Origin of the sequence: Carnimonas bestiolae (genome assembly GCF_051251145.1) — a bacterium.
Lineage (GTDB): Bacteria > Pseudomonadota > Gammaproteobacteria > Pseudomonadales > Halomonadaceae > Carnimonas > Carnimonas bestiolae.
Genome location: NZ_JBPCZK010000004.1, coordinates 113,655 through 137,224 on the forward strand (window position 1 = coordinate 113,655; position 23,570 = coordinate 137,224).

Genomic DNA, 23,570 nt, shown 5'->3' on the forward strand with positions numbered 1-23,570 from the left:
GCAGGCGGCAGGCGGCAGGCGGCAGGCAAGAATAGCCCCCGTGAAAAGGCGGGCAAGCGCATTCGAATACAAACGCGCCCTGCCGTTAGTGACACGACAGGGCGCGTATTGCTGCGGTATCTTCTCGGCGGCCGATGCCGCGCTTCCCCGTTAGGAAGGACAGCCCCTTTACGGTAGCGCTATGCCAGCACTCTGGCGCACTGTTTGACCAGCGCGGGACCGCGATACACAAGGCCCGAGTATAGCTGTACCAAATCGGCCCCGAGGGCGCGCTTCTCTAGCGCATCCTGAGCATCAAGGATTCCCCCTACCCCGATAATCGGCATAGTGGGCAATTCGGCACGCAGTCGTGCAATCACGCGATTGGAAGGGGCGGCACATGGCTTGCCCGAGACTCCGCCAGCTTCATCGCAGTGCGGCACGCCCTGGATGGCGCTACGGTCCAGGCTGGTATTCGTGGCAATCACGGCATCGATGCCGTTATTCTGCAGGGAAGCGGCTATCAGGCCGATTTCATCGTCGCTGAGATCCGGCGCAATCTTGACCACCAGCGGCAGCGGCGTGGCGCGTTCACGATCAAGCGTCGCGCTCTCCTGCTTCAGTGCCGACAGCAGGTTGTCGAGCATCTCGCCGAACTGAAGGTTGCGTAGCCCCGGTGTATTGGGCGACGAAAGATTGACCGTCACGTAGTGCGCCACGCCATGCACTTTGCGCAGACAGGCAAGATAGTCGTCGACCGCCTTCTCGACCGGAGTGGTAAGATTCTTGCCAATATTAATGCCGATCACACCGTCAAAACTGGCGCGTTTTACCTGCGCCACCAAGTGATCCACTCCTTTGTTGTTAAATCCCATGCGATTGATGATCGCTTCACGGCTCGGCAGCCTGAACAACCGCGGCTGCGGATTACCCGATTGCGCCAAAGGCGTCACCGTCCCCACTTCGACGAAGCCAAACCCCAAAGCTCCCAGCGCGTCGAGGTGATCAGCGTTTTTGTCGAGCCCAGCAGCCAGACCAACACGATTGGGAAAGTCGATACCCATCAGCGTTACCGGCGAAGTCACCGGACGCGCGGGCAGCAAGCCCAGGCGGTGCGCCTTATCGAGCGATGTCAGTGTGAGGTTGTGTGCTTTCTCAGCATCGAGCTTAAAAAGCCAAGGGCGAATCAGCGAGTACATGAAGAATTCCACTGTAGTCAGTCAATCGAAGGTCAAGATAACGCCTCATGGCGAGCGCTATCGCACATGCAATGTTGGGCGGCGCCTATTCAGGTTTGCCAGGTAATCGTCGCCGAATCCCCTACCGACACGCGCTGTCCCTGCCCTGCGAGCACTATTGCATTAACACCAAAAATGGCGGTGCCCGGAAAACGCCCGAGCTGTTTCAGAACACCAAGCGGCTCGCTGGCATGCACTACCTCACCGCTGGTTTGATCGACACGCGTTACCGGACAGCGCTCGCATGGTTTGCATAGCCATAGCGAGAGCGCGTCGTGATTAAAACCGAGCGTGTCGATATCATGTTCGATGAAGGCCGGCAACCCTTCCAGCACCAGATTCGGTCGGAAGCGGCTCATCTCGACACAGGACTCGCGGTTGGCCACCAGCGCCTGATTGACCGCCGTCAAACTGGCACGCGAGGCGATTAGCAGCGGATAACCATCGGCGAAGCCAGTACTTGCCTGGCGGTCGGGATACCCCATTCGCGCAAAGCGCTGTTCGCCCACACGCCGCAGCAATGCTGCGTCATTAACGGCATCGTGAGCGAAGCGCAGCAGCCGTAAGCCATGACGCCAGTGCTCGCGGAACACGCTGTCCAGCCACGCCGCCACAGCGTTGCCCTCATCGATGCCGTAGCAAGGATTGCCGTGCACCTGGGTGGCGACTCGCTCACCCTGCGGCGGGGTTAACGGTACGTAGCAGCGGCGGCCATCCGGTGCACGCAAGCATAGCTGATAACGCTCCAGGCTCACCTGAATAGCCGCCATGGCGGGCAATTGGCGCTGGGTAACAAAACGCCCCGCGCTATCCACCACCATCCAGCGGCGGTCCCACGCCAGTCCTTCGCCACCGACCACGCTATGGGGCAACGCGACCGCTCCCAGCCCCTTCACCGGATAGCAGTAAAGCGCGGCCACGCGTACCTGAGCCGTTGGCGTGGGATTGGTCACAGTGAGACTCCGCTAATCACAGCGCGGTACCAGCAACACGCCACATTCACAGTGATGGGTATAGGGAAACTGATCGAAAAGCGCTAGCCGCGCGATCTCGTGAGTGGCGCTCAAGCGCTCGATATCGCGCTCGAGCGTGTCCGGATTGCAAGAGATATAGACAATCCGTGAGTAGCGTGCCAACTGAGCACAGCTGTCGTCATCAAGCCCCGCACGCGGCGGGTCAACCAGCGCCGTAGTGAAGTCATAATCATCGAGCGCCAGCGCCGTGGCGCGCCGTCCGCGGTGCTCCCCCGACAGCGCCTGAGAAAACTCTTCTGCCGACATCCGCGCAATCACCGCATTGTCGATAGCGTTCAAGGCAAGATTGTGCTGCGCCGACGCTACCGATGTGCGCGAGATCTCGGTCCCCAGCACACGCCTGAAGTTGCTCGCCAGCGCCACCGAAAAATGTCCATTACCGCAGTAGAACTCGACCAGATCGCCCTGCGTGGTATCCGCCTCGGGCTGCGTCACCTCCCGCGACCAGCTAAGCATGGTGGCAGCAATGGCGGCATTGGGCTGGGTGAAGCTGTTTTCGACCTGCTGATAAGCGAAGGTGGTGCCGTCAACGTGAAGACGCTCGGTAACGTAATCGCGGGTCAGCACCAGACGCTGCTTGCGTGAGCGTCCGATAATGGCAATACCCAACTGCTGCTCAAGCGCTCTCGCCTCGCGCTCCCACTCGTCATCCAAGGGGCGGTGGTAAATCAGCGTCACTAGCGCCTCACCCGCCAGCGTGGTCAGAAACTCCACCTGGAAGAGGCGCCGGCGCAGTGCCGTACTTTGCAAAAAAGCGGCGCGCAGCGCGGGCATTAGCTCGTTAATGCGTTGACTGGCAACGTCGTACTGATCAAGACGAATAACGGTTTTGTCTTTGGGATTGTCGGCCGCCACCTCGAACATGGCGTAGAACAGATCATCGCCTTCGTGCCAGATTCGAAATTCAGCGCGCATGCGATAGTGTGCGGCGGGTGATGCAAAGACTTCCAGCGGCGGCGGATTAAAACGTGCGAACTGCTGGGTGATGCGCTGCTGCTTGGCAGATAGCTGCTCGGCATAGCGTGAAGGGTCAACGACAGGGACGCTCAAACGGACAACCTCACTAGGCTCTGTCTTGGACGTGGCAAATGGATGGCAAGGCGGACGTATCACCAACCGTGCGGTGCTGACACAAGATGCGCGGGTATGTTGCGAGTTTTCTGACCCCGAAAACACCCTGGATGTGCCACCATCCGATAGCCATCATCGGCGTAAAACAAGGCGCTTAGTGTACCCGAAAGTGGCGGCGTAAGCAGGAGATCAAAGCAAAAGACCGTGGTCGAATTCCGTACCCTGGAATGAAGGTAAGCAGCGGCATACCAACGGCGTCACGTGCGCCGCCCATTACCGCAGCAATGTGACGCTATAAGCCAAGTGGTCGCCATTTGAACTCGCTGCTGCCGAAGCGGCCGACATTCGACCAGTATTGGGTCGGAAGTCATCAGTGGAAACAGCGGTTATCCGAGCGTTTACTGCTCGAGCGCCTCAAGCCCCTGCGGTGCGGCAAATTCATAGCGCTCGAGCGCACGGATCATTCCGGCCTCAGCAGGCGCGGTCGCAAAGCTTATATCGACGCCGCTGATCCTACTGCCCTGCGGCGCTACCGTAGCGGTGCGACGGGCAATGGCGGCACCGGAATCAATCCACTGCATAGGACGCGGCGCGAGCGTTTCGAAGAATGGGCGCAGCAGCGGGAAATGGGTACAGCCCAGCACCACAGTATCGAGCTCGGCATCGGCAAATAGCGGTGCTAGCGCTTGCTCGATAACCCCTGCATCGGGCGGACTACCCGCCAGCACCTGTTCCGCCTGCTTGACCAATGCATCGCCAGCCACCCGCACCACTCGCTGCTCAGTGGCGAAGCGAGCAATCAGGCGATCGGTGTAGCGCCGCCTGACCGTGGCCGAGGTTGCCAGTAGCCCAATCACGCCATTGCGACTCATGGCGGCGGCGGGCTTGATCGCGGGCACCGTGCCGACTACCGGAATCGGCAGCGCAGCGCGCAATGCGTCGAGCGCCAGCGTACTGGCCGTGTTGCACGCCACCACTAGCGCCCCCGCCCTGCTGGCACGTACACCAGCGCAGCAGACCGCCACAATGCGCTCGATCAACCATGCATCGTCCTTGGTCCCATAAGGCAAGGCCGCGTTGTCGCACAGATAGGCCAGCGCGCGCTCCGGCATGGCAGCACGCAAATGAGCAACCACCGAAAGTCCGCCCACGCCTGAGTCAAATACCAATACTGGTCCTGAATGGCTCATCCCGCTCTTCCTGATACAGGGCCCGCACGCGTAACGCCGAGGCCGATGATGCTGGAGGTATCGACAGCGACCATCGCAGCGCTAATGCACGCTGCCCCTGCCGCCGCCAAACAGGCAGCGCCGCTGCTTACCGAACCAGCGCCGCTAATTAGCATCATTCGCCTTGCGGTCCAGCTCGGCCAACCACGCCAGCTTGTCGGCAATCTTGCTCTCAAGCCCGCGCGGCACCGGCTGATACCAGCCCGGCTCCTCTAACTCATCGGGCATGTAGGTCTCGCCCGCCGCATAGGCGTTCGGCTCACTGTGGGCATAGCGATAATCGTGCCCGTAGCCCAGCTCTTCCATCAATTTGGTGGGCGCATTGCGCAAGTGAATCGGCACTTCGCTGGTGCCAACATCCTTCGACACGAACGCGCGGGCCTGATTGTAGGCGTTGTAGCCAGCGTTACTTTTGGCCGCCACCGCTAGGTAGATAACCGCCTGCCCCAATGCAAGTTCGCCTTCTGGACTTCCCAAACGCTCAAAGGTGGTCGCGGCATCGTTGGCGATTTGCATCGCGCGCGGATCGGCTAGCCCAATATCTTCCCACGCCATCCGCACAATGCGACGTGACAGGTAGCGAGGATCGGCACCGCCATCGAGCATTCGGCACAGCCAGTAAAGCGCCGCATCCGGATGCGACCCGCGCACCGACTTATGCAGCGCCGAGATTTGATCGTAGAAATATTCGCCGCCTTGATCGAAACGTCGCGTGCTTTCGCCTAGCGCTTCTTCAACGACATCGCGATTGAGCAGAGGACGCTCACCACCGTTGGCCGAAGCCAGATCGACGGCAATTTCCAGCAAATTAAGCGCACGCCGAGCGTCACCATCTGCCGCACGCGCCAGCAAATCTCGAACCTCCTCGGGCACCTCCACTGGGGTGTTGCCCAGTCCGGCAGGACTCACCAGTGCGCGATCAATCACCAGCCGCAGCTCTTGCTGAGACAACGATTTGAGCACATGCACGCGAGCGCGAGACAGCAGTGCGTTATTCAGCTCGAAGGAGGGATTTTCGGTCGTCGCGCCGACGAAGATGAAGACGCCTTCTTCTACCCACGGAAGGAAGGCATCCTGCTGCGCTTTATTGAAGCGATGAACCTCATCGACAAACAGCAGCGTGCGCGTGCCGTTAACCGCCCGCATCTGCGCCTGTTCGGCCGCCTGACGGATATCCTTAACGCCCGCAGACACCGCCGAAAGCGTATCGAAGTGAGCTTTCGTATGCGCCGCCAGCAGCCGTGCCAGCGTGGTCTTGCCCACCCCGGGCGGGCCCCACAGGATCATCGAATAAAGCTGGTCGCGCTCCACCGCTTGGCGCAGCGGTTTGCCCTCGCCGAGCAGGTGGGTTTGCCCGATATACTGATCGAGCGATGATGGACGCAAACGCGCCGCCAGCGGTTGTCCGGGCGGCGCGTCGGGAGCAAACAGATCGTCGTTCACACTGTCCTTCCTGTTAACCCACTCCGAACCAGAAACGCCTGCATTACACAGGCGTCGTGAAGAAGCTGCTTACTGCTCGACAACATCGGCCCCTTTGGGGATATTGAAGACAAACCGAGCGTCATCGATGGAGCCGTTCTGTTCGACGTTCGAGAACGACACGCGAGTTTGCTGGCCCGAAGGGTCTTCCATGCTCAGGCTGGTCAAGCGATCACCGTTGAAGGTCATCTGCAGCGATTGGAATAGACTGCCCTTGTCACGCGGCGTAAGGCTAAACACCTTGGTATTGCCGCTGCCGCGCTCGGTCACGCTGTAATCGCGGGTAATCTGACCCGCACTGCCTGACAGCAGCAGCGCTGGCGTCGAGGTCACCTGCGGATCGAGATTACGCACCGACACCTGGTTCAGGTCGGGATCGTACAGATACACCTTCTTGCCATTCGAAACCACGGTTTGCGAATAAGGCGCGTTAACCTGCCAGTTGAATTTGCCCGGGCGCGCCAGCCACATATGGCCACTGGCCTGCTGCGCCGCCTGACCACCGTCACCTGCCACCACCTGCTTGAAATCCCCAGAGTAGGTGTGCAGCGGCTCAAGCAGTTGGGTCAGTTGCTCGGCGGGATTGGCCTGCGCGTATACGCCTGACGAAGCGAACAGCGCAGCACCACAAAACATACCGATCAGCGTGCGGCCAAGATGCATCATTGAGAATCCTTTATTAGTGGCTATGTCGGAAAGATTGGGACATTGACGGCTAAAACAAGAGGAAAGTTCCTTTCATCATAGCTTCTGGGCAAGATCTTGAAGAATCTTGCGCTTACGCTCTCTCTCAATGAAAGGGTCAGTCTGCTGGATATATTCAATGTCGGAGAAATCGTCTCCACGCTTTCTGTTTTGCCTCGGCTCAATGGATTCGATTAACACTGCTTCCATCGCTCGAATCAACGACTCAGGGTCTGCATCCAGGCGTTTATCAGATAGCTGCCCGTCAGAGGTTATATCGTAAAGCCCAAACCAGGAAAAACGATCCCATCTGCCACGCAATCTATCTAGGGTGTGTTCGTAGAGGCGAATACCCAACGGGCGATCAATCGACCTTCCAACATAAATCGCCTCACGCCCATCGTAGAGCAAATAGATGCCTATCTGATCGCACATATCAACCGCTTCAGCGGCTATTTGTTGCTGCCCTAACAACTTGGGCTTGCGCTGCCAATTCACTCTGTCACGCGCCCAATAAACACCAAAGGCCTTGATGCCTCCTGCTTCGCTTTCTTCGTTCTCTTCATAGCGAACGTTTTGTTCAAGGGCTGCTGAAGAATGTGCAGTCGAATCTACGAGTTCCCGTAGCATGTATTCACCGCGCCGCACGCGGAAAAACGGAGAGGCGTCTCCATCTTTATCGATCGACATACTAAGCGTAGCAGCAACCGTGTGTGCAGGCGTTGCGCCGACATTGATACGGAGCTTTTCGGCGATAATTGCATCAGCAATTTCGGTCCTATTCATTACGCTGCTGGTATTTCGAAGCACCTGCTCGACTGCTTGCTTCCATGGCATATCTTTCATGACAAGGGTCCGCTAACTAGAAAAACCAAAAAAAGGGGCCGAAGCCCCTTTTTGCTACGCTCGAGGTGCGGGTCGAGCCAGCACTTCACGACCGCCGTTGGCGCCCATTTCGGACACGACGCCGGCTTTTTCCATCGCTTCGACAAGCCGCGATGCGCGGTTATAGCCAATCTTGAAGTTACGCTGCACCGAGGAAACCGAAACCTTCTGCTTCTCTGTCACGAAGGCGACCGCTTCGTCGTAAAGCGCATCCTGCTCGGCGTCGGCGTTGTCGCTGTCGGCTTCAAGCCCTGCCAAGGCGTCGGCGCTTACATCACCGGAGAGGATCTCTTCGACGTAATCGGGCGTGCCGCGCGCCCTCCAGTCCTCGACCACGCGGTGTACTTCGTTATCGTCAACGAAGGCACCGTGCACGCGCACTGGCGTTCCCGCGCCAACCGACAGGTAGAGCATATCGCCGTGACCAAGCAGGCTTTCTGCCCCGCCCTGATCAAGGATAGTCCGCGAATCGGTTTTCGAGGAGACCTGGAAAGCGATACGTGACGGAATGTTAGCCTTGATCAAGCCGGTCACCACATCCACCGAAGGACGCTGAGTCGCCAGCACCAGGTGAATACCCGCTGCACGCGCTTTTTGGGCAAGGCGAGCAATCAGCTCTTCGACTTTCTTGCCCACCACCATGAACATGTCGGCAAACTCATCGATCACCACCACGATGTAAGGCAGCTTTTCGAGCATGGGGTGCGGTTCAGACGCCTGCCAAGGCTCTGGGTCCCACAGCGGATCGGCAATCTGCGCGCCCGCTGCGTGGGCTTCATCGAGCTTGGCATTGAAGCCTGCGATATTACGCACGCCCATCTTCGACATCAGCTTATAGCGACGTTCCATCTCGGCCACGCACCAGCGCAGCGAGTTGGCTGCCTCCTTCATATCGGTAACGACGGGCGTCAGCAAATGCGGAATATCGTCGTAGACCGACAGTTCGAGCATTTTCGGATCAATCAAAATCATCCGCACTTCTTCAGGCGTCGATTTCAGCAGCATCGAAATCAGCATCGCGTTGACGCCCACCGATTTGCCCGAGCCGGTAGTCCCTGCCACCAGCACGTGGGGCATTTTGCCCAGATCGGCAACCATCGACTGACCGCTGATGCTCTGACCCAATGCCACCGTGACCGGCGACGCTGCGTCGCGATAGGCAGACGATTCCAGGACCTGACGCAGGCGAATCATTTCGCGCTTGGGATTGGGGATCTCTATACCTACCGTCGAGCGGCCCTGAATGACTTCGATAACACGCACGCTCTTGACCCGCAGCGAGCGCGCCAGATCGGTGGAAAGGTTGCTGATCTTGGAGCTTTTAACCCCCGCCGCTGGCTCGATTTCAAAACGCGTGATCACAGGCCCAGGTGAGACATCGACCACTTCCGCCTTGACGCCATATTCCTTCAGGCGTGTTTCAAGCATCTGGCCCATGTTGTCGAGCTCTTCCTGCGTATAGGAAGGCTTGGCCGTATCTGCTGGCGTTAGCAGCTCGGTGGAAGGCATCTTGCCCACTGGCTCGCTCAGCTCATAAGCGTTGCCCTGATTCTGCATCTGCTCGACGGTCCACACACGTGGCCCCTGAGGGGCTGCCGGCGCAGGTGTCTCGGGAGCAGCGGCAACAGGTTCCAGCGGTGCGGCAGGCTCAGGTTCGCTAGCGCTGGGCGCAACGGGCTGCACCGCAGTCAGTTCGTCGTCGTTCTCACCTACGGGCGCACCGAACAGCGCAGCACTGCTCGCGTCCTGCTCGGACTGAGCTTCATCATGTGCCGATATGGGCGCATCCAGCGTGGGCTCGCTGGGCTCTTCGTCCTCAAGCGCTGACAGATGGTCCGTCGCCGCAGGTGCTTCTTCGTTCGGCGTGGGAAGCACCACATCGTCGTCAAGGTCGAAGGGAGCAGCTGTCTCTTGGTCGTGGTCAGAGGCGGGAGAAGACGCAACGCTATCACCCGGCTGACCACTGGCTGGCGCTGCCGGCTGCGCGGTTGGCGCAGCGTCGGAAGGCTGATCAGCGGAGGCATGCGGCTGTTCGGTGATCGCGCTGGCGGCTGACGACTCGGACGCGCTGCTGGTGCCGGCAGCCGTCTCGGACGTAGTGTCGGCATGGCTGTCGGCAGCCGTATCAGCAGCGGGTATAAACGCTGCCGCGGCTACCTGCTCACCGACCACCGCAGCACCTGCGGCGACTCCCGCAGCCGCAGCGGGCGCGTTCTTATGGGCACCATCGTTTTGATAGCGCTCACCTGCTCCCACGCGAATACGCGGCTTGGCTGGCGCAGCCTGAGCGCTGTGATCGCCCTCTTCAGCTTCTTCACGCGCTGCTGTTGGAGTATCCAATGCGTCGGGAATACGACGACGGGTAACATCACTGTAGGGCTGAGTGGGTGCGCCAAGGCTAGAGTGTTGCGCAGCAACGCTATGGTCGGCGTGCTGCGCAAGCGCCTTATCAGGCTGCTGAGCAGCCGGCGCATTGGCCGATTCGTCGTGACGAGGTAGCTGAGCGGCCGAGCGCTCCAAGGGATCGACGTCGCTTTGCGGCGGCAGCGTGGGACGCTCATCACGATGCTGGGCAGGCTGGCTGTCTTCAGGCTGAGCAGCAAAGTGGCTGGAGCGCTGCTGCGATGCCTCTTCCTCTGCCCAGGTGTCGCGCTCGTCGAATGCGCTGAGTGGCGCAGCGTACGTATCGCGATGCTCACGCGGCGCTTCGTCGCGTGCATAAGAAGGCTGCGCTGGCGCAGTATCGCGTTCCTGCAACTCCGCACGCGTACGGCGAGAAGGTGCTTCTTCTACATCGCTCCACGGCAGTTCGCTGGCATCTCCTGATGCGCGACGGTCGTCGTAAGAATAATGGTCGCGATCGCTGTAAACGCTATCGTCGTAATACGCGCTGCTGCGATCGTCGCCGCTGCCGTTACGATCAAGCCCCGCCGAAAAGGGCGAGCCTTTGAGCTTGTCGATCGCGCGTGACAGCAGCGACGGCCCCTTGTGCTGCTGCGCTGGAGCCTGATGGGTGTCGTCATCAAGGGCAGCGGCGTCACGATTGGCGCGACGATTATCGAGCGCGTCACGTGATGCCGAGAATTTTTCAGACACCCAGCCGAATAGCGCCGCACCGGCCTTGCCGAGGCTGTCCATAATGGTCAGCCAGGAAGCATTGAGCAGCATCGGCACACCGCCCAACAGCAGCGCCAATGCCACCAGCGTGGTGCCGCTGACGCTGATGCCGCCGTTAAGCAGATCGGCGAGCCCCTGCCCGATAACCCCACCGTTACCGTTAGGAAGGTCACTGCCACCGCTGGTATGCAATTCGGCAATCAGACAGGTGCCTACCAGCACCATCATCAGGCCCACCAGACGCACCGCCAGCGCGTTAGGGTTCCATTCGTAATGAGCGACACGCGAGCGAATCAAACGCCAGCCGCCGAAGCCAAGAATGGCCGGCAGCCAAAGCGCCGCATCCCCCAATAGCGCAAACAGCACATCAGCCAGCCAGGCGCCCCACTGCCCCATCCAGTTACCGACCTGCTGTTCAGGGCCACTACTGAACCAGCCGGGATCAGTATTGGAATAGCTAAAAAAGGCCAGTAGCAGAAACGCACACACCGCCAGCATGCCAATCGCGACACCATCTTTCGCGGCACCCTGCAAATTGGCCGAGAAGCGCTGCGAGGCTTCGGACATGTGACGCGTTTTAGCATGCGCACGTGCCTGCTGTTTCTTATCACGCGGCACTGCTTTATTACGACTGGCAGCCGACTGCGCGCCCTGCCGAGAGCGACTATTACGCGTGTTCTTGGCTGCGTTTTTCTGAGCCGGTTTACGTTTGCGATTAGGAGTGGCTTGTGATCGTTTCTTGACACTCAATGTTGACATCCCCTACGCGCCAAAAGGCACTATTAACAATCACGACGACGGCTCGGACATTGGGCGCCGGGCCGTAAAAATATGGTAAAGACGTTATGCAAGGAAGATTGCTTCGACCGTATGTCGCTAACATTTGGGCTGCTGGCCGACGATAACGGCTTGATAACGGATAAAGTGATAACCACCAGCGCCGAGGAGCGACCTTACCACCCTGACTCGCCGCGGCAAACAGTACCGTGGCGAATGGCAGACAGCGCCATTACTACGTGGCAGCAGTAGTCGGCAGCAGCCGCTTCGTCCTCGCTGTTATTCTAACACAGCCCACTCTTATGTAACGGCATCAGCATACTATTGATAACACGGACTATTTGCACGACTGGCAGGTGCGATATGATGACGTTGGCGGGCGCTATGTTCGGCACTTAACCACAGAGCATCGCCGCTATTACCCGCTTCACGCATGTTTGGCATGATGTTAAGGCCCCCTCCCCCATGGCAGAACAACCTCCTCTTAGCTGGCTTGGCAACACTCTTTCGCCCTGGTTTCCCGACGTCGAGCAGGCGCTGGAATCGCCCGAAGGCTTGTTGGCGGCTGGCGGCCAGCTCTCTCCTGAATGGTTGTTGGAAGGCTATCGGCGCGGCATATTCCCGTGGTTCAGTGATGGCGAACCTATTCTATGGTGGAGCCCGGACCCGCGCATGGTGCTGTTTCCCCATGAACTGAAAATACGCCGCAGCCTGGCGAAGCGCATTCGCAACGGCGGCTTTCGGGTCACCCTCGATCATGCCTTCAGCGACGTGATCGAGTGCTGTTCGACGCTGCATGAAGGGGGCACCTGGATTACCGAGACAATGAAGGACGCCTACAAGGCGCTGCACCAGTTGGGCTATGGCCACTCGGTCGAGGTGTGGCGCGATCAACAGTTGGTGGGAGGCCTGTACGGCGTGGCCGTAGGCAAGGTATTTTTTGGCGAGTCGATGTTCTCGCGCGAAAACGATAGCTCGAAAGTGGCGCTGGCCATGTTGGTAGAGTTTCTGAAAGCACGCGATTTCAAGCTTATTGATTGCCAGATGCACACGCCTCATCTCGAACGACTGGGCGCGCGCCTTATATCACGCAGCGATTTCACGGCGCTGCTTGATAGCGCCATCGATCACGACCCTATTGGCGTATCCAGCCAATGGCACACTACATTAATGTCATGATCCGCGTGAAAGCGCACAGTTAATACTACCGACCCTTCACTCACTCTATCGGGAGATCGCTCATGACCAGTGCCACCGAGAGCAATATCAAGCTCTTCGTGACACCGCCCCACCCGTGCAGCTATCTGCCGGATCAGCAGGCCACCACGCTATTTATCGACCCGGCTCTCGATGTCACGACAGCGCTCTATACTGCGCTTACGCACGCCGGCTTCAGACGCAGCGGCCCTAATCTGTACCGCCCGCACTGTGATGCGTGCAGCGCCTGCCAGTCCGCCCGTGTACTGGTGGCCGATTTCCACCCTGATCGCAGCCAGCGGCGGCTCTATCAGCGCAATCGGGACCTGCAAATACAAGACCTACCCGCGCACTTTTCCGACGAACACTACGCCCTCTACTGCCGCTACATCAGCGCTCGCCACCGTGATGGCGCTATGTATCCTCCCGATGAAGCGCAATACCGCTCATTTCTCACCAGCAACCAGCACTTTTCGCGAATGGTCGAGTTTCGGTTGGATGATGAGCTGTTAGCCGTCGCCGCCATCGATCAGCTAAGCGACGGGCTCTCCGCTATCTACACCTTTTATGCCCCAGAGCCTGAATACACCCGCCGGTCACTGGGCAGTTACGCCGTGCTATGGCAGATAGAACGCGCCCGCACGCAGAAGCTACCCTACATGTATCTGGGTTATTGGATCGCCGACAGCTCCAAGATGCGATACAAAACGAGGTTTCGGCCGCTGGAGTTGCTGACGCAGACGGGGTGGAAGCTTTATTGATCGGGCTTTATTGGGTGGCTAGTTTTGGAGTTTGCGCAGTATTGCCTTGTTGGCGTTCTTATCGGTAGGCTGATTCTAAATCCTGCGCGGGCTTTCATTGTTGGCATTCTTATCGGTAGACTGATTCTAAATCCTGCGCAATTCTTCACTGTTGGTATCTTAGCAAACGTTATTTATTGATATTCGAAGGGGACCTTGCAGGCCCCCTTCACCCCCGCCTGCGTCAGGCGCGTCAGACCATCCGCTTGCAAAACCACGCTGCAAGCGGATGATTCCGCGCCTTCCTACATGAGATTTGCGATGCTGGTGTTTTCTCTGCTGGCTGAGTGAGAGTTCTGCATGGGGATTATTGTTGGCGGCTTTATTGGGTGGCTGATTCTGGAGTTTGCGCAGTATTGCTTTGTTGGCATTCTTATCGGTAGGCTGATTCTAAATCCTGCGCAGTTCTTCACTGTCGGTATCTTTTCAAACCTAACCTTTATTCTGAATGCGAGAGGAACCTTGTCCCTCTCGCGCTCTCCCGCTCGTGGAAGCGCCCCGAATGTGATGTCGCTGTGCACGCACAGCGCACACATTCAATGGGCTGTCAGGCGTTGATAACTAGAACCCTCTACGTACTTGAACATCCGTCATACGCAAACTTCCTAAGGAAGGCGCGGAATCATCCGCTTGCAGCGCGTTTTTGCAAGCGGATGGTCTGACGCGACTGACGACAGCGGGGGTGAAGGGGGCCTGCAAGGTCCCCTTCAGATATCAATAAATAACGTTTGCTAAGACGCTAACAGTGAAAGACTGCGCAGGCTTTAGAATCACTCAACAGGTAAAGACGCCGACAGTGAAGAACTGCACAGGCTCTATAATTAGCCAGCAGGTAAGAACGCCGACAAAGCAACTCTGCACAGGCTCCTGAGTGAGACACCCGGAAAACCACCCTCCCCAACGTTTTTTGCCTGAAAACCCCTCATGTGGCATAATCCGCCGCAATCTTGCCACGCCATTCGCGATCTTCCGCCCTACTCCCGCGGACTCAGCGTATTCGCTTACGGCTACCGAGAGATTGATCCTGCCGCAGCGACCACCTGCACCGCTTGCTCAGACGTTATTTTTTGGAGGAAAGGCCTATATGGCACGTGAAGACCATATTGAAATGGAAGGTGTAGTAGTAGACACCCTTCCCAACACCATGTTCCGAGTGGAACTCGAAAACGGTCACATTGTGACTGCGCATATTTCCGGCAAAATGCGCAAAAACTACATCCGTATTCTGACGGGTGACAAGGTCAAGGTAGAGCTAACTCCCTACGACCTTTCCAAAGGACGTATCGTATACCGTTCTCGCTAATATCTACCTGCGCCTTAACACGCGCGTTAACGGGATATCAGCATTCGATGGACTGCGCTCACTAGCATTAACCGCCATCGCGAACATAAAAAAGCGCCTTCCCTGCATGGGAAGGCGCTTTTTGCGTTGCGGGTTGCGTTGAACAGAGAGAAGCGGCTGCGCGGGCAGCCGCCACTTTGCTTACTCGGCTTCTGACGCCAGTGCGGCCTCACTCTCAAGCCGCAGCTGATCGTTTTCGACACTAACGTGCACGATACCGCCCTTGTCTGCCAGATCGCCGAACAGGATTTTCTCAGCCAAGGGTTTCTTGACCTGATCCTGAATCAAACGCGCCATCGGGCGTGCGCCCATTTCGGGATCGTAGCCGTGCTCGGCAAGCCATGCACGCGCTTCGTCATCGACATCGAGCTGCACGCGCTTCTCATCAAGCTGCGCCTGCAATTCCACCAGGAACTTGTCGACGACGCTGCGCACAATCTGCGCATCCAGACGATGGAACTGAATGATGCCGTCAAGGCGGTTACGGAATTCCGGCGTGAAGGTCTTGCGAATAACCTCCATGGCATCGGTCGAGTGGTCCTGATGCTGGAAGCCAATCGAGCGGCGCGATGCCTGCTCGGCGCCAGCGTTGGACGTCATGATTACAATCACGTTGCGGAAGTCGGCTTCACGTCCGTTGTTATCCGTTAGCCTGCCGTGATCCATCACCTGCAGCAGCAGATTGAAGACCTCGGGATGCGCTTTTTCGACCTCGTCGAGCAGCAGCACACAGTGCGGCTGTTTGGTGACTGCCTCAGTGAGCAGCCCGCCCTGGTCGTACCCAACGTAGCCCGGCGGTGCACCGATCAGGCGCGACACCGTGTGGCGCTCCATATATTCGGACATGTCGAAGCGCACCAGCTCAATGCCCATCAACTGAGCCAACTGACGAGCCACCTCGGTTTTACCCACCCCTGTGGGCCCGGCGAACAGGAAGCTACCCACCGGTTTTTCTGGCGAGTTAAGCCCGGCACGGGATAGCTTGATAGCCGCTGACAAGCTTTCGATCGCCTCGTCCTGCCCGAACACCAGCATTTTCAAATCACGCTCGAGATTGGCCAAGCGCTGACGGTCGGAGCTGGAAACGCTCTTCGGCGGAATACGGGCAATCGACGCCACGATCGACTCGATCTGCTCGACATCAATGGTGCTGGCGCGCGCTTCTTCAGGCAGCAAATGCTGATGCGCACCCGCTTCATCGATAACGTCGATGGCCTTGTCGGGCAGGTGACGATCGTTGATATAACGATCGGACAGCTGCACCGCCGCCTCCATGGCGCCGTCGGTGTACTTGAGCTGGTGATGCTCTTCGAAACGGCCGCGCAGTCCTTTCAGGATGCGAATGGTGTCTTCGACCGAAGGCTCAGGCACATCGACCTTCTGGAAACGCCGCGCCAAGGCACGGTCCTTCTCGAAAATGCCGCGGAACTCCTGGAAGGTGGTCGAGCCAATGCAGCGCAGTTCGCCCGAAGAAAGCAGCGGTTTGAGCAGGTTGGATGCATCCATGACGCCACCAGAAGCCGCGCCCGCACCGATGACGGTGTGAATTTCATCGATAAACAGCACCGAGTTGGGCTCTTTTTTCAGCTCGCCCAGCAGTGCTTTCAAGCGTTTTTCGAAATCGCCGCGATACTTGGTGCCCGCCAGCAGCGCGCCCATATCGAGCGAGTAGACAATGGCATCCTTGATGACATCGGGCACGTCTTCTTCGACGATACGCTTCGCCAATCCTTCGGCTATAGCGGTCTTGCCGACGCCAGCCTCACCCACCAGCAGCGGGTTGTTCTTGCGCCTGCGGGCGAGAATCTGGATAACGCGCTCAAGCTCGTGGTCGCGCCCGATCAAAGGATCGATGCGGCCAATGCGCGCTTGCTCGTTAAGGTTGGTCGCGTAACCGGTCAGAGGATGCGACGACGCATCGCCGGAGCCCTCTTCAGCTTCTTCACCTTCACGATTAGGCGACTGCTGCGCCTGACCGTGACCGGTTACTTTAGAAATACCGTGAGCGATATAGTTAACGGCGTCCACGCGTGCGACGTTCTGCTGCTTGAGGAAGTAAACCGCCTGGCTTTCCTGCTCAGAGAAGATGGCAACCAACACGTTGGCACCGTTAACTTCGCTTTTGCCGGACGATTGAACGTGGAACACCGCCCGCTGCAGCACGCGCTGGAAGCCCAGCGTTGGCTGTGTTTCGCGGTCGGACTGGCCTTCCGGAATGAGCGGAGTAGTTGCGCTGATAAAATCCTGCAGGTCGGCACGAAGCTTATCGAGATTGGCTCCGCACGCCCGCAGCACGTCGGCTGCGGAAACGTTTTCCAGCAGGGCAAGAAGAAGGTGTTCGACGGTCATAAACTCGTGGCGTTTTGAGCGTGCCACGGTAAAGGCCGTGTTCAGGGTAAGCTCGAGTTCTTTGCTTAGCATGACAATCCCCTATTGGCCACCAAAATGGATCACTCGACCCGGTCGATATCGCACAGCAGCGGTTGCTGACTTTGCCGCGAGTATTCGTTCACCAAGTGTGCCTTGGTTTCAGCAACATCGCGGGTAAAAATGCCGCATGTTGCCTTGCCCTGAGTATGGACGGTCAGCATGACCTGTACCGCCTGCTCGTTGTCCATCCCGAAAAACCTTTGCAACACCTCGACCACAAACTCCATTGGCGTGTAGTCGTCGTTGAGCAGGACCACCTTATACAGCGGCGGCTCGGCAAGCTCAGGATCGCTCGCCTGCTCAGCGATATCATCGCTGAATCCTGAGTCAGGATCACCAGAATGAGCTTTAACTACCCACTCCAAGGCGGATTCAGGCAGACCTGCTGCCTTTTCGAGATTTCCCGTTACTTCGAACATAAGTGGCTAAACCGGTGAACACAAGTGGAAAGTGCAACATCGGCGACATTTACGCCGTGGCAGGCAGTATATGACAGCAAAACGCGGTTTTACTGTAGTTTGTGCCGCGATGCCGCACTGCAACCCACTAACACTGAGCATTAGCGAGCGGCGTGAGTGATTAACTGATACTCACAACATGGAGCCACTTGGCGACCGATGCAAGAGCAACATGCTCACTCGCGCAACCGTTGGCCCTTCTTTTGTAGGCAATACCGCCTACCAAAAGTGCCCGCTAGCCACTAAAAATTTTTCTCAACCATCAGCGCTACGCGGGTGCGATGGCGCTCATAAGCGCGAATCGAACTACTGACGCGCTCATAGTCGACATTAAGTCTTGGCATTACGCCCCACCACTGCCACTCCGGTTTCCACAACGATGCATTAACGCTGAGCACGCGATCACTGCGCTGACTATCGAACACGCGGTAGCGCGCCTTGAAACGCTGGCGCTGATAGCGCGCCGAAAGACTCGCTCCGATCAGGTCGGGCCACTCACCGTAGCCGCCAAACATAACGGCTGGCGCGCGCGAACCGTAAGCACGCTCTTGAGCGGCTTCGTCGGCATATATCAGCGAACCATAGAGCGCCAGGCTCGGCGTGAAGAAATACTGGCTCGACAGCATATAGTTGTTGAGATAACCGTCGTACGGCTTCTCTTCCGGGCGCTCGTACTCATGCTTCAGCCAGGTGTAGCCCAGCGATACGCGCCAGTTGGGCTGCACTCGATAGCCGTACTCGAAATTACTGCCTGCGTCGTATTGGTAGGATTGACTGCCGTACCAGCGCTTCATGGCCACCGGAGAGATCGATAGCCAGTGACGCGCCACCTTGTAGTGATAGCCCATCTGTAAAGACAGCAGCATATCGTCGTAATCGCTGGCGTAGCGCCCTTGATGCACGCCACTGACGCCCAACCCAACCGAATAATAGTGATGGCCGGCAATGTTGACTTCCTTGTCGGCGCTGGCGCGATAGCGCAGGCCGAAAGCATCAATTGGGCGCTGACGCCGATCCTGCTTGATCAGCTCTGAGCGCAGCAGCGCGGCCAGTACTTCGTCACGTTTGCCTGTGACGCCCAGCTCGGCGGCCTGTTCCGGGGTAATTTCCTGCCATACCGGTATGCTTAACACCCGATCCGGATTGGCCGAGTTGATGTTGTTGTCGTAACCAAGCCCCGCTGCCACCGAAAACTTCCACTGCTGAGCATCGACCATCGCCACACGGTAAAGATAAATATCGCGCTGGGCATGAATATCAATACGACGCTGGGAAAGCCGCTGAAACTCGCGCTCGGCGTCCTTCAACTGGTTGTTTTCATATAGCGTGCTCGCCATTTCGAGGCGCACGTAATCCAGCTCGGGGTCGTTGCCAAGCAACTGCTGGTAAATGGCTAACGCCTCACCATAGCGGCCATCGTGCCGTGCCAGCGCTGCTCGCGTATAGCCTTCCAGAATCTTGTCATGGCCTTCCATGTCAGGATAAAAGGTCAGAATATCGGCGATCGTCGGCCAGTGTTCCTGCAACATTGCCTGATTGAGGATCATTTCAGTGAGTTTGAGGTTGTGCTTCAACTGCTCACGGGTCACCTTGACCGCCGCAGACTGCTTGCTTTGCGCTTGATATTTGGGAGCCACCTTGGACGGCGGCGTTTTTGGCTCCGTCTTCAGCTCAAGCGGCGTATCCAGCGGCCGCTGCGGCAATAACGAGGGCGCCGCACCCTGCGAGGCACTGGGCCAGCCAACTAGCAGCGCGACGCTGGCACATAGAGAAATGAGAGAAGGTAAACGCATTGCGGAGGTGAATTTCCCTAACGGCGATAACATGGGTAACAGCGTCACTCAGGCACTAAAACGGGCGGCACTGAGGCCGCCCGTCTACGGATACACCTACTTGCGCTTACCAATTACCGCCACAGAACCAATGCGGTCAGGTAACCCCTGGATAGAGCCAGCAATCTCGCGACCACCGGGGCCGTAAAGGGTTAGCTGATACTCGGCCGCAGCCGCTGGGCCACCAATCTCTCTCCAAGCGGAGTTATTGGTGGCAGAAACACCTGACACCCCGCCTTGGAATACCAATCCGCCCCCTGCTTTCACCAGATTAGTTTTATCTAGGTTACCGGCAATATCGAAGAAGACGTCTTTACCCGTAGAGCTCTGCCCAGCAGGAATCTTGATATCGTTGAGGTTGAATTTACCCTGACCGGTCGCGCTGCTCGGCCCGGTCACGTTGACTTGATAATTGAAATCGCCCCGCGGGAAGTTGGTGAACGTTACCCCTTGATAGTTATAGGTGCCGTTTACCAGAGTATCAGGCGCTGTCTTCTCGCCTACTACACTCTTCACGAAGTGACGCGATTCGGTACCGCGCGACAGGTTGACCACTGCGGCTGAATATTGCTGGCGGTACATGCGGTAAACCACTGGCGCGCCATTGGAAAACGAGTTGTCGTTGGACTTCAGCACCACATCGTTCTTGCCCAGGTTACCGTTGTTCTTGCCGTACAGGGTGTCCGCTTTCAATTGAGTAAGATCGAAGGTGTGCTCAACGTTGCTGGACGCTTGCCCATTAACCTTGCGGGCATTGTCAGGACCGTAGGTGTGGCCATTAAAATCGAATGAGCCTGAATAGGTCACGTTCGGATCGATGTTACTGGGCTGGTTTAGATTGAGCTGCTGCCACTGCGCAGCCTGCGCGGCACTGACGCTCAACAAGGCCAGCGCGATGGACAGCGACAAAGCGCGTTTTTTCATCAATATTCCCTCTGAGTTATGAAGCACAGCTGAATAAACAGCAGTGAAAGCTCACTACTGATGTTGGCAGCTTCAAGGCACTTCATCCGTCGCTTTCCCTGGCGTTACGCCCGTACCGGAGAGACATCGGGCCCTGCGCTGCAACGCAGCACAGTATAAATGATAACGATTTTCATTATCGTAAAATATGTCAAATAAACGTCACGCCTCTGATAGAATTAAGTTTCAAACTATAATTCGTGATGAGAGGACTGACGTCGAGGGAGCTCTTCCTAACGGAAATTGCCTAGGCCAAAACGCGGAAACCGCCATTGATTGTCAATGGCGGCTAGCGCTTGGGCGGTTATCGACAGACGCTTACAGGTTGTACTGTAGCGCTAGCGTCGCGTTACGAGGGGCCCCTGAGATATACGAGTTCTCGTGGCTGTAATAGGTTTTATCGAAAATGTTGTTAACGTTGAGCTGCAGCGCCAGCTGCTGGGTCATCCGCCAACGCACCATGGCGTCGTACACGCTGTACGGCTTCTGCTTCATCACGTCAGCGGCGGTATCAACGTTGGCTGTCGGTGGCACCCACTCTCCCTCCGCACCTTTACGCCAGCGCATCCCGCCACCCACGGTCAGTTCGGGAAGCACGTCGTAAGTGCTAAACAGCACGAACTGTTCGCGCGGCGATGCATAAGAATTGTTGTTGTCGTCCAGCATGCGGTTGAAGGTTTGCATGTTCGGCGGCGACTGCTGCTGCTTCACATAGCCTGCACTAACCCGCCACTCCGGAGTAATTTCACCGGCCAGCGTCAGTTCCCAGCCGTGGGCGTGATAGCCATTGCTGACCGAGTCATCATCAAGATCGGGGAAATCCTTCTGCATAATATCGAAGTGAGCAATGCTGGCATTCAAGCGATTATTAAAGAAGCCCGCCTTGAGGCCGCCCTCATTGGTAACTCCACGAATCGGAGGCCGGAAGCTGCCATCTTCGTAACGGTTATCGCCCGAATTATCATTTTCAATATAACTCTCAGCATAGCTGTAATAGGCGTTGATATCCTTGGTTAATTCAACAACTAATGCGCCATAAGGCAAGAAGCCCGTTTTTATATCGCTGTCCGAGGATTCATAATATTGTTGGTTAGGGTTGCATTCGGATGCGTCAATGCCATTCAGGCACGATTCCTTGGGATCTCCATAGGTTTGCTCAGTCCAGCGGCCACCGAAAATCAAATGAGTGCGTGGAATCAACCGCCAATGGGTAGCGAAGTAGGGTCCCTTTTGCGTCCAAACTGTTCCAGTCTTGTAGTATGGTGTGTCCATCCCATCCGGCTCGGACGGATATATTCCGTTATTCCAATCTGTGAGGGAAATCCCACGCCCATTACTGATGTACGTTGGGTCGTGTTGCTGACAGTTATTTAATTCTTGGCAAACAAAGCCAAACTGTGTATTCCAAACGGCGATCCCTCCTGCGCTTTGGGTAGGATAGCCAGTAAACTCACGATGCTGCGTGCGGTAATAGTTATATCCAACGACAAAGTCCTGATCATTATCCAGTAACTCGAAACTGCCGCTTAGATTGGCATCAACATTGTTAACATAGTTCCTACTATCACGATGACGATAGGAATAGCTTGCTACGTTGTCCGCCGGGTTTGGAAAATAAAACGTCGTGCCCATTTCACCGTACTTCTGGTCATCCTTATTATCAGCGTAGTTATAAGAAACCTTGAAATCCCAGCCGTTATCAAAGAAGTGATCGTACGTCGCAAAAAGATTGGTATAGGAGCGATTGGTGGCTGACCAAGGTGTGGCGTTATTGACGTTGCGCATGCCGGTGGTGGTCGGCATCACTACCGTGGAGGGGAAGCCCCCCTTTTGAAGTCCTCTGCGATATTCGGGAACGTCCTCAATAGCGCGGGAATCCTCTAGCTGCGAGTAGCGGGTAATGCCATGCGGGCCAACGCCGTCGAGCTTCACCTTATAGTGAGTAACGCCCACGCTGACGCTATTGTTGTCGTCGATATCGGCATCGGTAATAAACGAGACACCGTAGCTTTTACGGTCGGCGTTGCCGAGCCACTGGCCACCGTCATCGCCAAACACCGCCAGCCGCGAGCGCAAATGCTCATCCATCCAGGGCACCGACACGTCGAGCTCACCGCGTTTTCTTCCCCACTTGCCATACTTTATCTGACCACTCAACTGGCGATCGCGATAAGGGTGCTTGCGGGTGAAATTAAGGCTCGCCGATGGATCACCGGAGCCCGCCGTTAGCCCGGTAGAACCCCGGATGATCTCCATCTTCTCGTAAAGGAATGGGTCCTGCGCCGAAACGCGCCCCTGAAAACCTCCCGACAGCAGGAACGTACTGCCCGGCACCCCGTCCATGCTAATCGCGCGCACCGGGAAGGTACGCGAGTAGATGTTCATGTTACCGGCACCGTTAGGGCCACTGGCGACAACGGTCATGCCAGGCGTGTAGTTCAGCACGTCCTCAAGGGTGTTGAAGTTCTGATCCTTGACCTGCTGCGTGGTGATCGTAGTGATGCTCTGCGGCGTTTCCTTCATCGCCAGATTCAGGCGCGTCGCTGCGGTTGAAGAGCGTGCCGTGTAGTTAGTGTTGGGCTCAGTTCCCTCAGGCGCCAAGCCCTTTCCCACCACGGTAATCGTCGACAGCGACGTCGCTCCTGCGGCCGATGCGTCGTCTGCCGCAGGAGCCGCAGCAGCGACCGCATCATCTTCAGCCGCTGCGGCAGCGGCGACCGGCGCTTCGCTGAGGGTAATGCGCCCACCGCTGAGTGTTGCCTCAATGCCGGTACCCTCGAGTGCCTGAGCAAGCGCTTGCTCTACCGATAGCTGGCTGCCCTTCACTCCCTGAGAAGAAAGCCCTGCCAGCGATACGCTCGACGGTGAAAGCGATAGTCCGGCCTGGCCAGCGAGGTGGTCGAGGACCGATTTCAGCGGGGCTGGGGCGATGTTGTAGTTGTTAACAGCAGCAGCGTTAGCAGAGGCGACATGCAGTGCGGCGAGCAACACGGTAGCGCTTGATAGCACCACCGCCCTTCCGCGCAAATATGAAAAAGTTGAGGACACGTTC

General features: G+C 57.3%; 18 protein-coding genes. 4 read left to right on the top strand and 14 right to left on the bottom strand.

Annotation, left to right across the window (positions count from 1 at the left end):
• Nucleotides 1–179: 179 nt before the first annotated feature.
• From R84865_RS06865 to R84865_RS06905, 9 genes are all read right to left on the bottom strand, one after another.
• On the bottom strand, nt 180–1,178 hold the full coding sequence (locus tag R84865_RS06865; RefSeq protein ID WP_435639205.1) for a quinone-dependent dihydroorotate dehydrogenase: 999 nt from the start codon (nt 1,176–1,178) through the stop codon (nt 180–182).
• 89 nt (nt 1,179–1,267) lie between these two features.
• Nucleotides 1,268–2,170, bottom strand: a complete 903-nt coding sequence (locus R84865_RS06870) for an MOSC domain-containing protein (RefSeq protein WP_435639206.1) — start codon at nt 2,168–2,170, stop codon at nt 1,268–1,270.
• Between the two features lie 12 nt (nt 2,171–2,182).
• Entirely contained in the window at nt 2,183–3,301 is a 1,119-nt protein-coding gene (gene trmA, locus R84865_RS06875; protein ID WP_435639207.1) for a tRNA (uridine(54)-C5)-methyltransferase TrmA, read from the bottom strand.
• A gap of 419 nt (nt 3,302–3,720) precedes the next feature.
• On the bottom strand, nt 3,721–4,512 hold the full coding sequence (gene murI / locus R84865_RS06880) for a glutamate racemase (protein WP_435639208.1): 792 nt from the start codon (nt 4,510–4,512) through the stop codon (nt 3,721–3,723).
• Nucleotides 4,509–4,670, bottom strand: coding sequence for a hypothetical protein (locus tag R84865_RS06885; protein WP_435630828.1), 162 nt, complete (start codon nt 4,668–4,670; stop codon nt 4,509–4,511). Before R84865_RS06885 ends, murI begins: the two co-directional genes overlap by 4 nt.
• A complete protein-coding gene (locus tag R84865_RS06890; protein ID WP_435639209.1) occupies nt 4,657–5,994 on the bottom strand; it encodes a replication-associated recombination protein A in 1,338 nt (445 codons plus the stop codon). The genes R84865_RS06885 and R84865_RS06890 overlap by 14 nt, the downstream gene beginning before the upstream one ends.
• 69 nt (nt 5,995–6,063) lie before the next feature.
• Nucleotides 6,064–6,699, bottom strand: coding sequence for an outer membrane lipoprotein periplasmic chaperone LolA (gene lolA / locus R84865_RS06895; RefSeq protein ID WP_435639210.1), 636 nt, complete (start codon nt 6,697–6,699; stop codon nt 6,064–6,066).
• Nucleotides 6,700–6,774: 75 nt separating this feature from the next.
• On the bottom strand, nt 6,775–7,563 hold the full coding sequence (locus R84865_RS06900; protein WP_435639211.1) for an HTH domain-containing protein: 789 nt from the start codon (nt 7,561–7,563) through the stop codon (nt 6,775–6,777).
• Between the two features lie 54 nt (nt 7,564–7,617).
• Complete coding sequence (locus R84865_RS06905; protein WP_435639212.1) at nt 7,618–11,478, bottom strand: DNA translocase FtsK; 3,861 nt, start codon at nt 11,476–11,478, stop codon at nt 7,618–7,620.
• A 111-nt stretch (nt 11,479–11,589) separates the two neighbouring features.
• On the opposite strand from R84865_RS06905, the gene R84865_RS06910 reads away from it, so the two are divergent.
• The 4 genes from R84865_RS06910 (at nt 11,590) to infA (ending at nt 14,796) form a co-directional block, all read left to right on the top strand.
• Nucleotides 11,590–11,748 (top strand): hypothetical protein, encoded by a 159-nt coding sequence (locus R84865_RS06910; RefSeq protein ID WP_435630832.1) that lies wholly within the window; start codon nt 11,590–11,592, stop codon nt 11,746–11,748.
• A 213-nt stretch (nt 11,749–11,961) separates the two neighbouring features.
• Nucleotides 11,962–12,675, top strand: a complete 714-nt coding sequence (aat, locus tag R84865_RS06915; protein WP_435630833.1) for a leucyl/phenylalanyl-tRNA--protein transferase — start codon at nt 11,962–11,964, stop codon at nt 12,673–12,675.
• Between the two features lie 62 nt (nt 12,676–12,737).
• Nucleotides 12,738–13,454 (top strand): arginyltransferase, encoded by a 717-nt coding sequence (locus R84865_RS06920; RefSeq protein ID WP_435639213.1) that lies wholly within the window; start codon nt 12,738–12,740, stop codon nt 13,452–13,454.
• 1,123 nt (nt 13,455–14,577) lie between these two features.
• Nucleotides 14,578–14,796 carry a translation initiation factor IF-1 gene (gene infA / locus R84865_RS06925; protein ID WP_025732678.1) on the top strand — a complete coding sequence of 73 codons (219 nt, stop codon included), beginning with the start codon at nt 14,578–14,580 and terminating at the stop codon, nt 14,794–14,796.
• A 180-nt stretch (nt 14,797–14,976) separates the two neighbouring features.
• On the opposite strand, the gene clpA is transcribed toward infA, so the two are convergent.
• The 5 genes from clpA to R84865_RS06950 form a co-directional block, all read right to left on the bottom strand.
• On the bottom strand, nt 14,977–17,256 hold the full coding sequence (gene clpA, locus R84865_RS06930; protein ID WP_435639214.1) for an ATP-dependent Clp protease ATP-binding subunit ClpA: 2,280 nt from the start codon (nt 17,254–17,256) through the stop codon (nt 14,977–14,979).
• 29 nt (nt 17,257–17,285) lie between these two features.
• Nucleotides 17,286–17,684, bottom strand: coding sequence for an ATP-dependent Clp protease adapter ClpS (gene clpS, locus R84865_RS06935; protein WP_435639215.1), 399 nt, complete (start codon nt 17,682–17,684; stop codon nt 17,286–17,288).
• Nucleotides 17,685–17,965: 281 nt separating this feature from the next.
• On the bottom strand, nt 17,966–19,516 hold the full coding sequence (locus tag R84865_RS06940; RefSeq protein WP_435639216.1) for a porin family protein: 1,551 nt from the start codon (nt 19,514–19,516) through the stop codon (nt 17,966–17,968).
• Nucleotides 19,517–19,612: 96 nt separating this feature from the next.
• On the bottom strand, nt 19,613–20,479 hold the full coding sequence (locus R84865_RS06945) for a hypothetical protein (protein WP_435639217.1): 867 nt from the start codon (nt 20,477–20,479) through the stop codon (nt 19,613–19,615).
• Nucleotides 20,480–20,836: 357 nt separating this feature from the next.
• The gene (locus R84865_RS06950) at nt 20,837–23,566 is read right to left on the bottom strand and encodes a TonB-dependent receptor domain-containing protein (protein WP_435639218.1); all 2,730 of its coding nucleotides are present in this window, start codon (nt 23,564–23,566) and stop codon (nt 20,837–20,839) included.
• Between the last annotated feature and the right edge of the window lie 4 nt (nt 23,567–23,570).

Bases quoted from the DNA above. Each gene is read 5' to 3' on its own strand.
- R84865_RS06865 (WP_435639205.1), bottom strand. From the start codon at position 1,178: ATGTACTCGCTGATTCGCCCTTGGCTTTTTAAGCTCGATGCTGAGAAA.
- murI (WP_435639208.1), bottom strand. From the start codon at position 4,512: ATGAGCCATTCAGGACCAGTATTGGTATTTGACTCAGGCGTGGGCGGA.
- R84865_RS06885 (WP_435630828.1), bottom strand. From the start codon at position 4,670: ATGATGCTAATTAGCGGCGCTGGTTCGGTAAGCAGCGGCGCTGCCTGT.
- lolA (WP_435639210.1), bottom strand. From the start codon at position 6,699: ATGATGCATCTTGGCCGCACGCTGATCGGTATGTTTTGTGGTGCTGCG.
- R84865_RS06900 (WP_435639211.1), bottom strand. From the start codon at position 7,563: ATGAAAGATATGCCATGGAAGCAAGCAGTCGAGCAGGTGCTTCGAAAT.
- R84865_RS06905 (WP_435639212.1), bottom strand. From the start codon at position 11,478: ATGTCAACATTGAGTGTCAAGAAACGATCACAAGCCACTCCTAATCGC.
- R84865_RS06910 (WP_435630832.1), top strand. From the start codon at position 11,590: ATGTCGCTAACATTTGGGCTGCTGGCCGACGATAACGGCTTGATAACG.
- aat (WP_435630833.1), top strand. From the start codon at position 11,962: ATGGCAGAACAACCTCCTCTTAGCTGGCTTGGCAACACTCTTTCGCCC.
- R84865_RS06920 (WP_435639213.1), top strand. From the start codon at position 12,738: ATGACCAGTGCCACCGAGAGCAATATCAAGCTCTTCGTGACACCGCCC.
- infA (WP_025732678.1), top strand. From the start codon at position 14,578: ATGGCACGTGAAGACCATATTGAAATGGAAGGTGTAGTAGTAGACACC.
- clpA (WP_435639214.1), bottom strand. From the start codon at position 17,256: ATGCTAAGCAAAGAACTCGAGCTTACCCTGAACACGGCCTTTACCGTG.
- clpS (WP_435639215.1), bottom strand. From the start codon at position 17,684: ATGTTCGAAGTAACGGGAAATCTCGAAAAGGCAGCAGGTCTGCCTGAA.
- R84865_RS06940 (WP_435639216.1), bottom strand. From the start codon at position 19,516: ATGCGTTTACCTTCTCTCATTTCTCTATGTGCCAGCGTCGCGCTGCTA.
- R84865_RS06945 (WP_435639217.1), bottom strand. From the start codon at position 20,479: ATGAAAAAACGCGCTTTGTCGCTGTCCATCGCGCTGGCCTTGTTGAGC.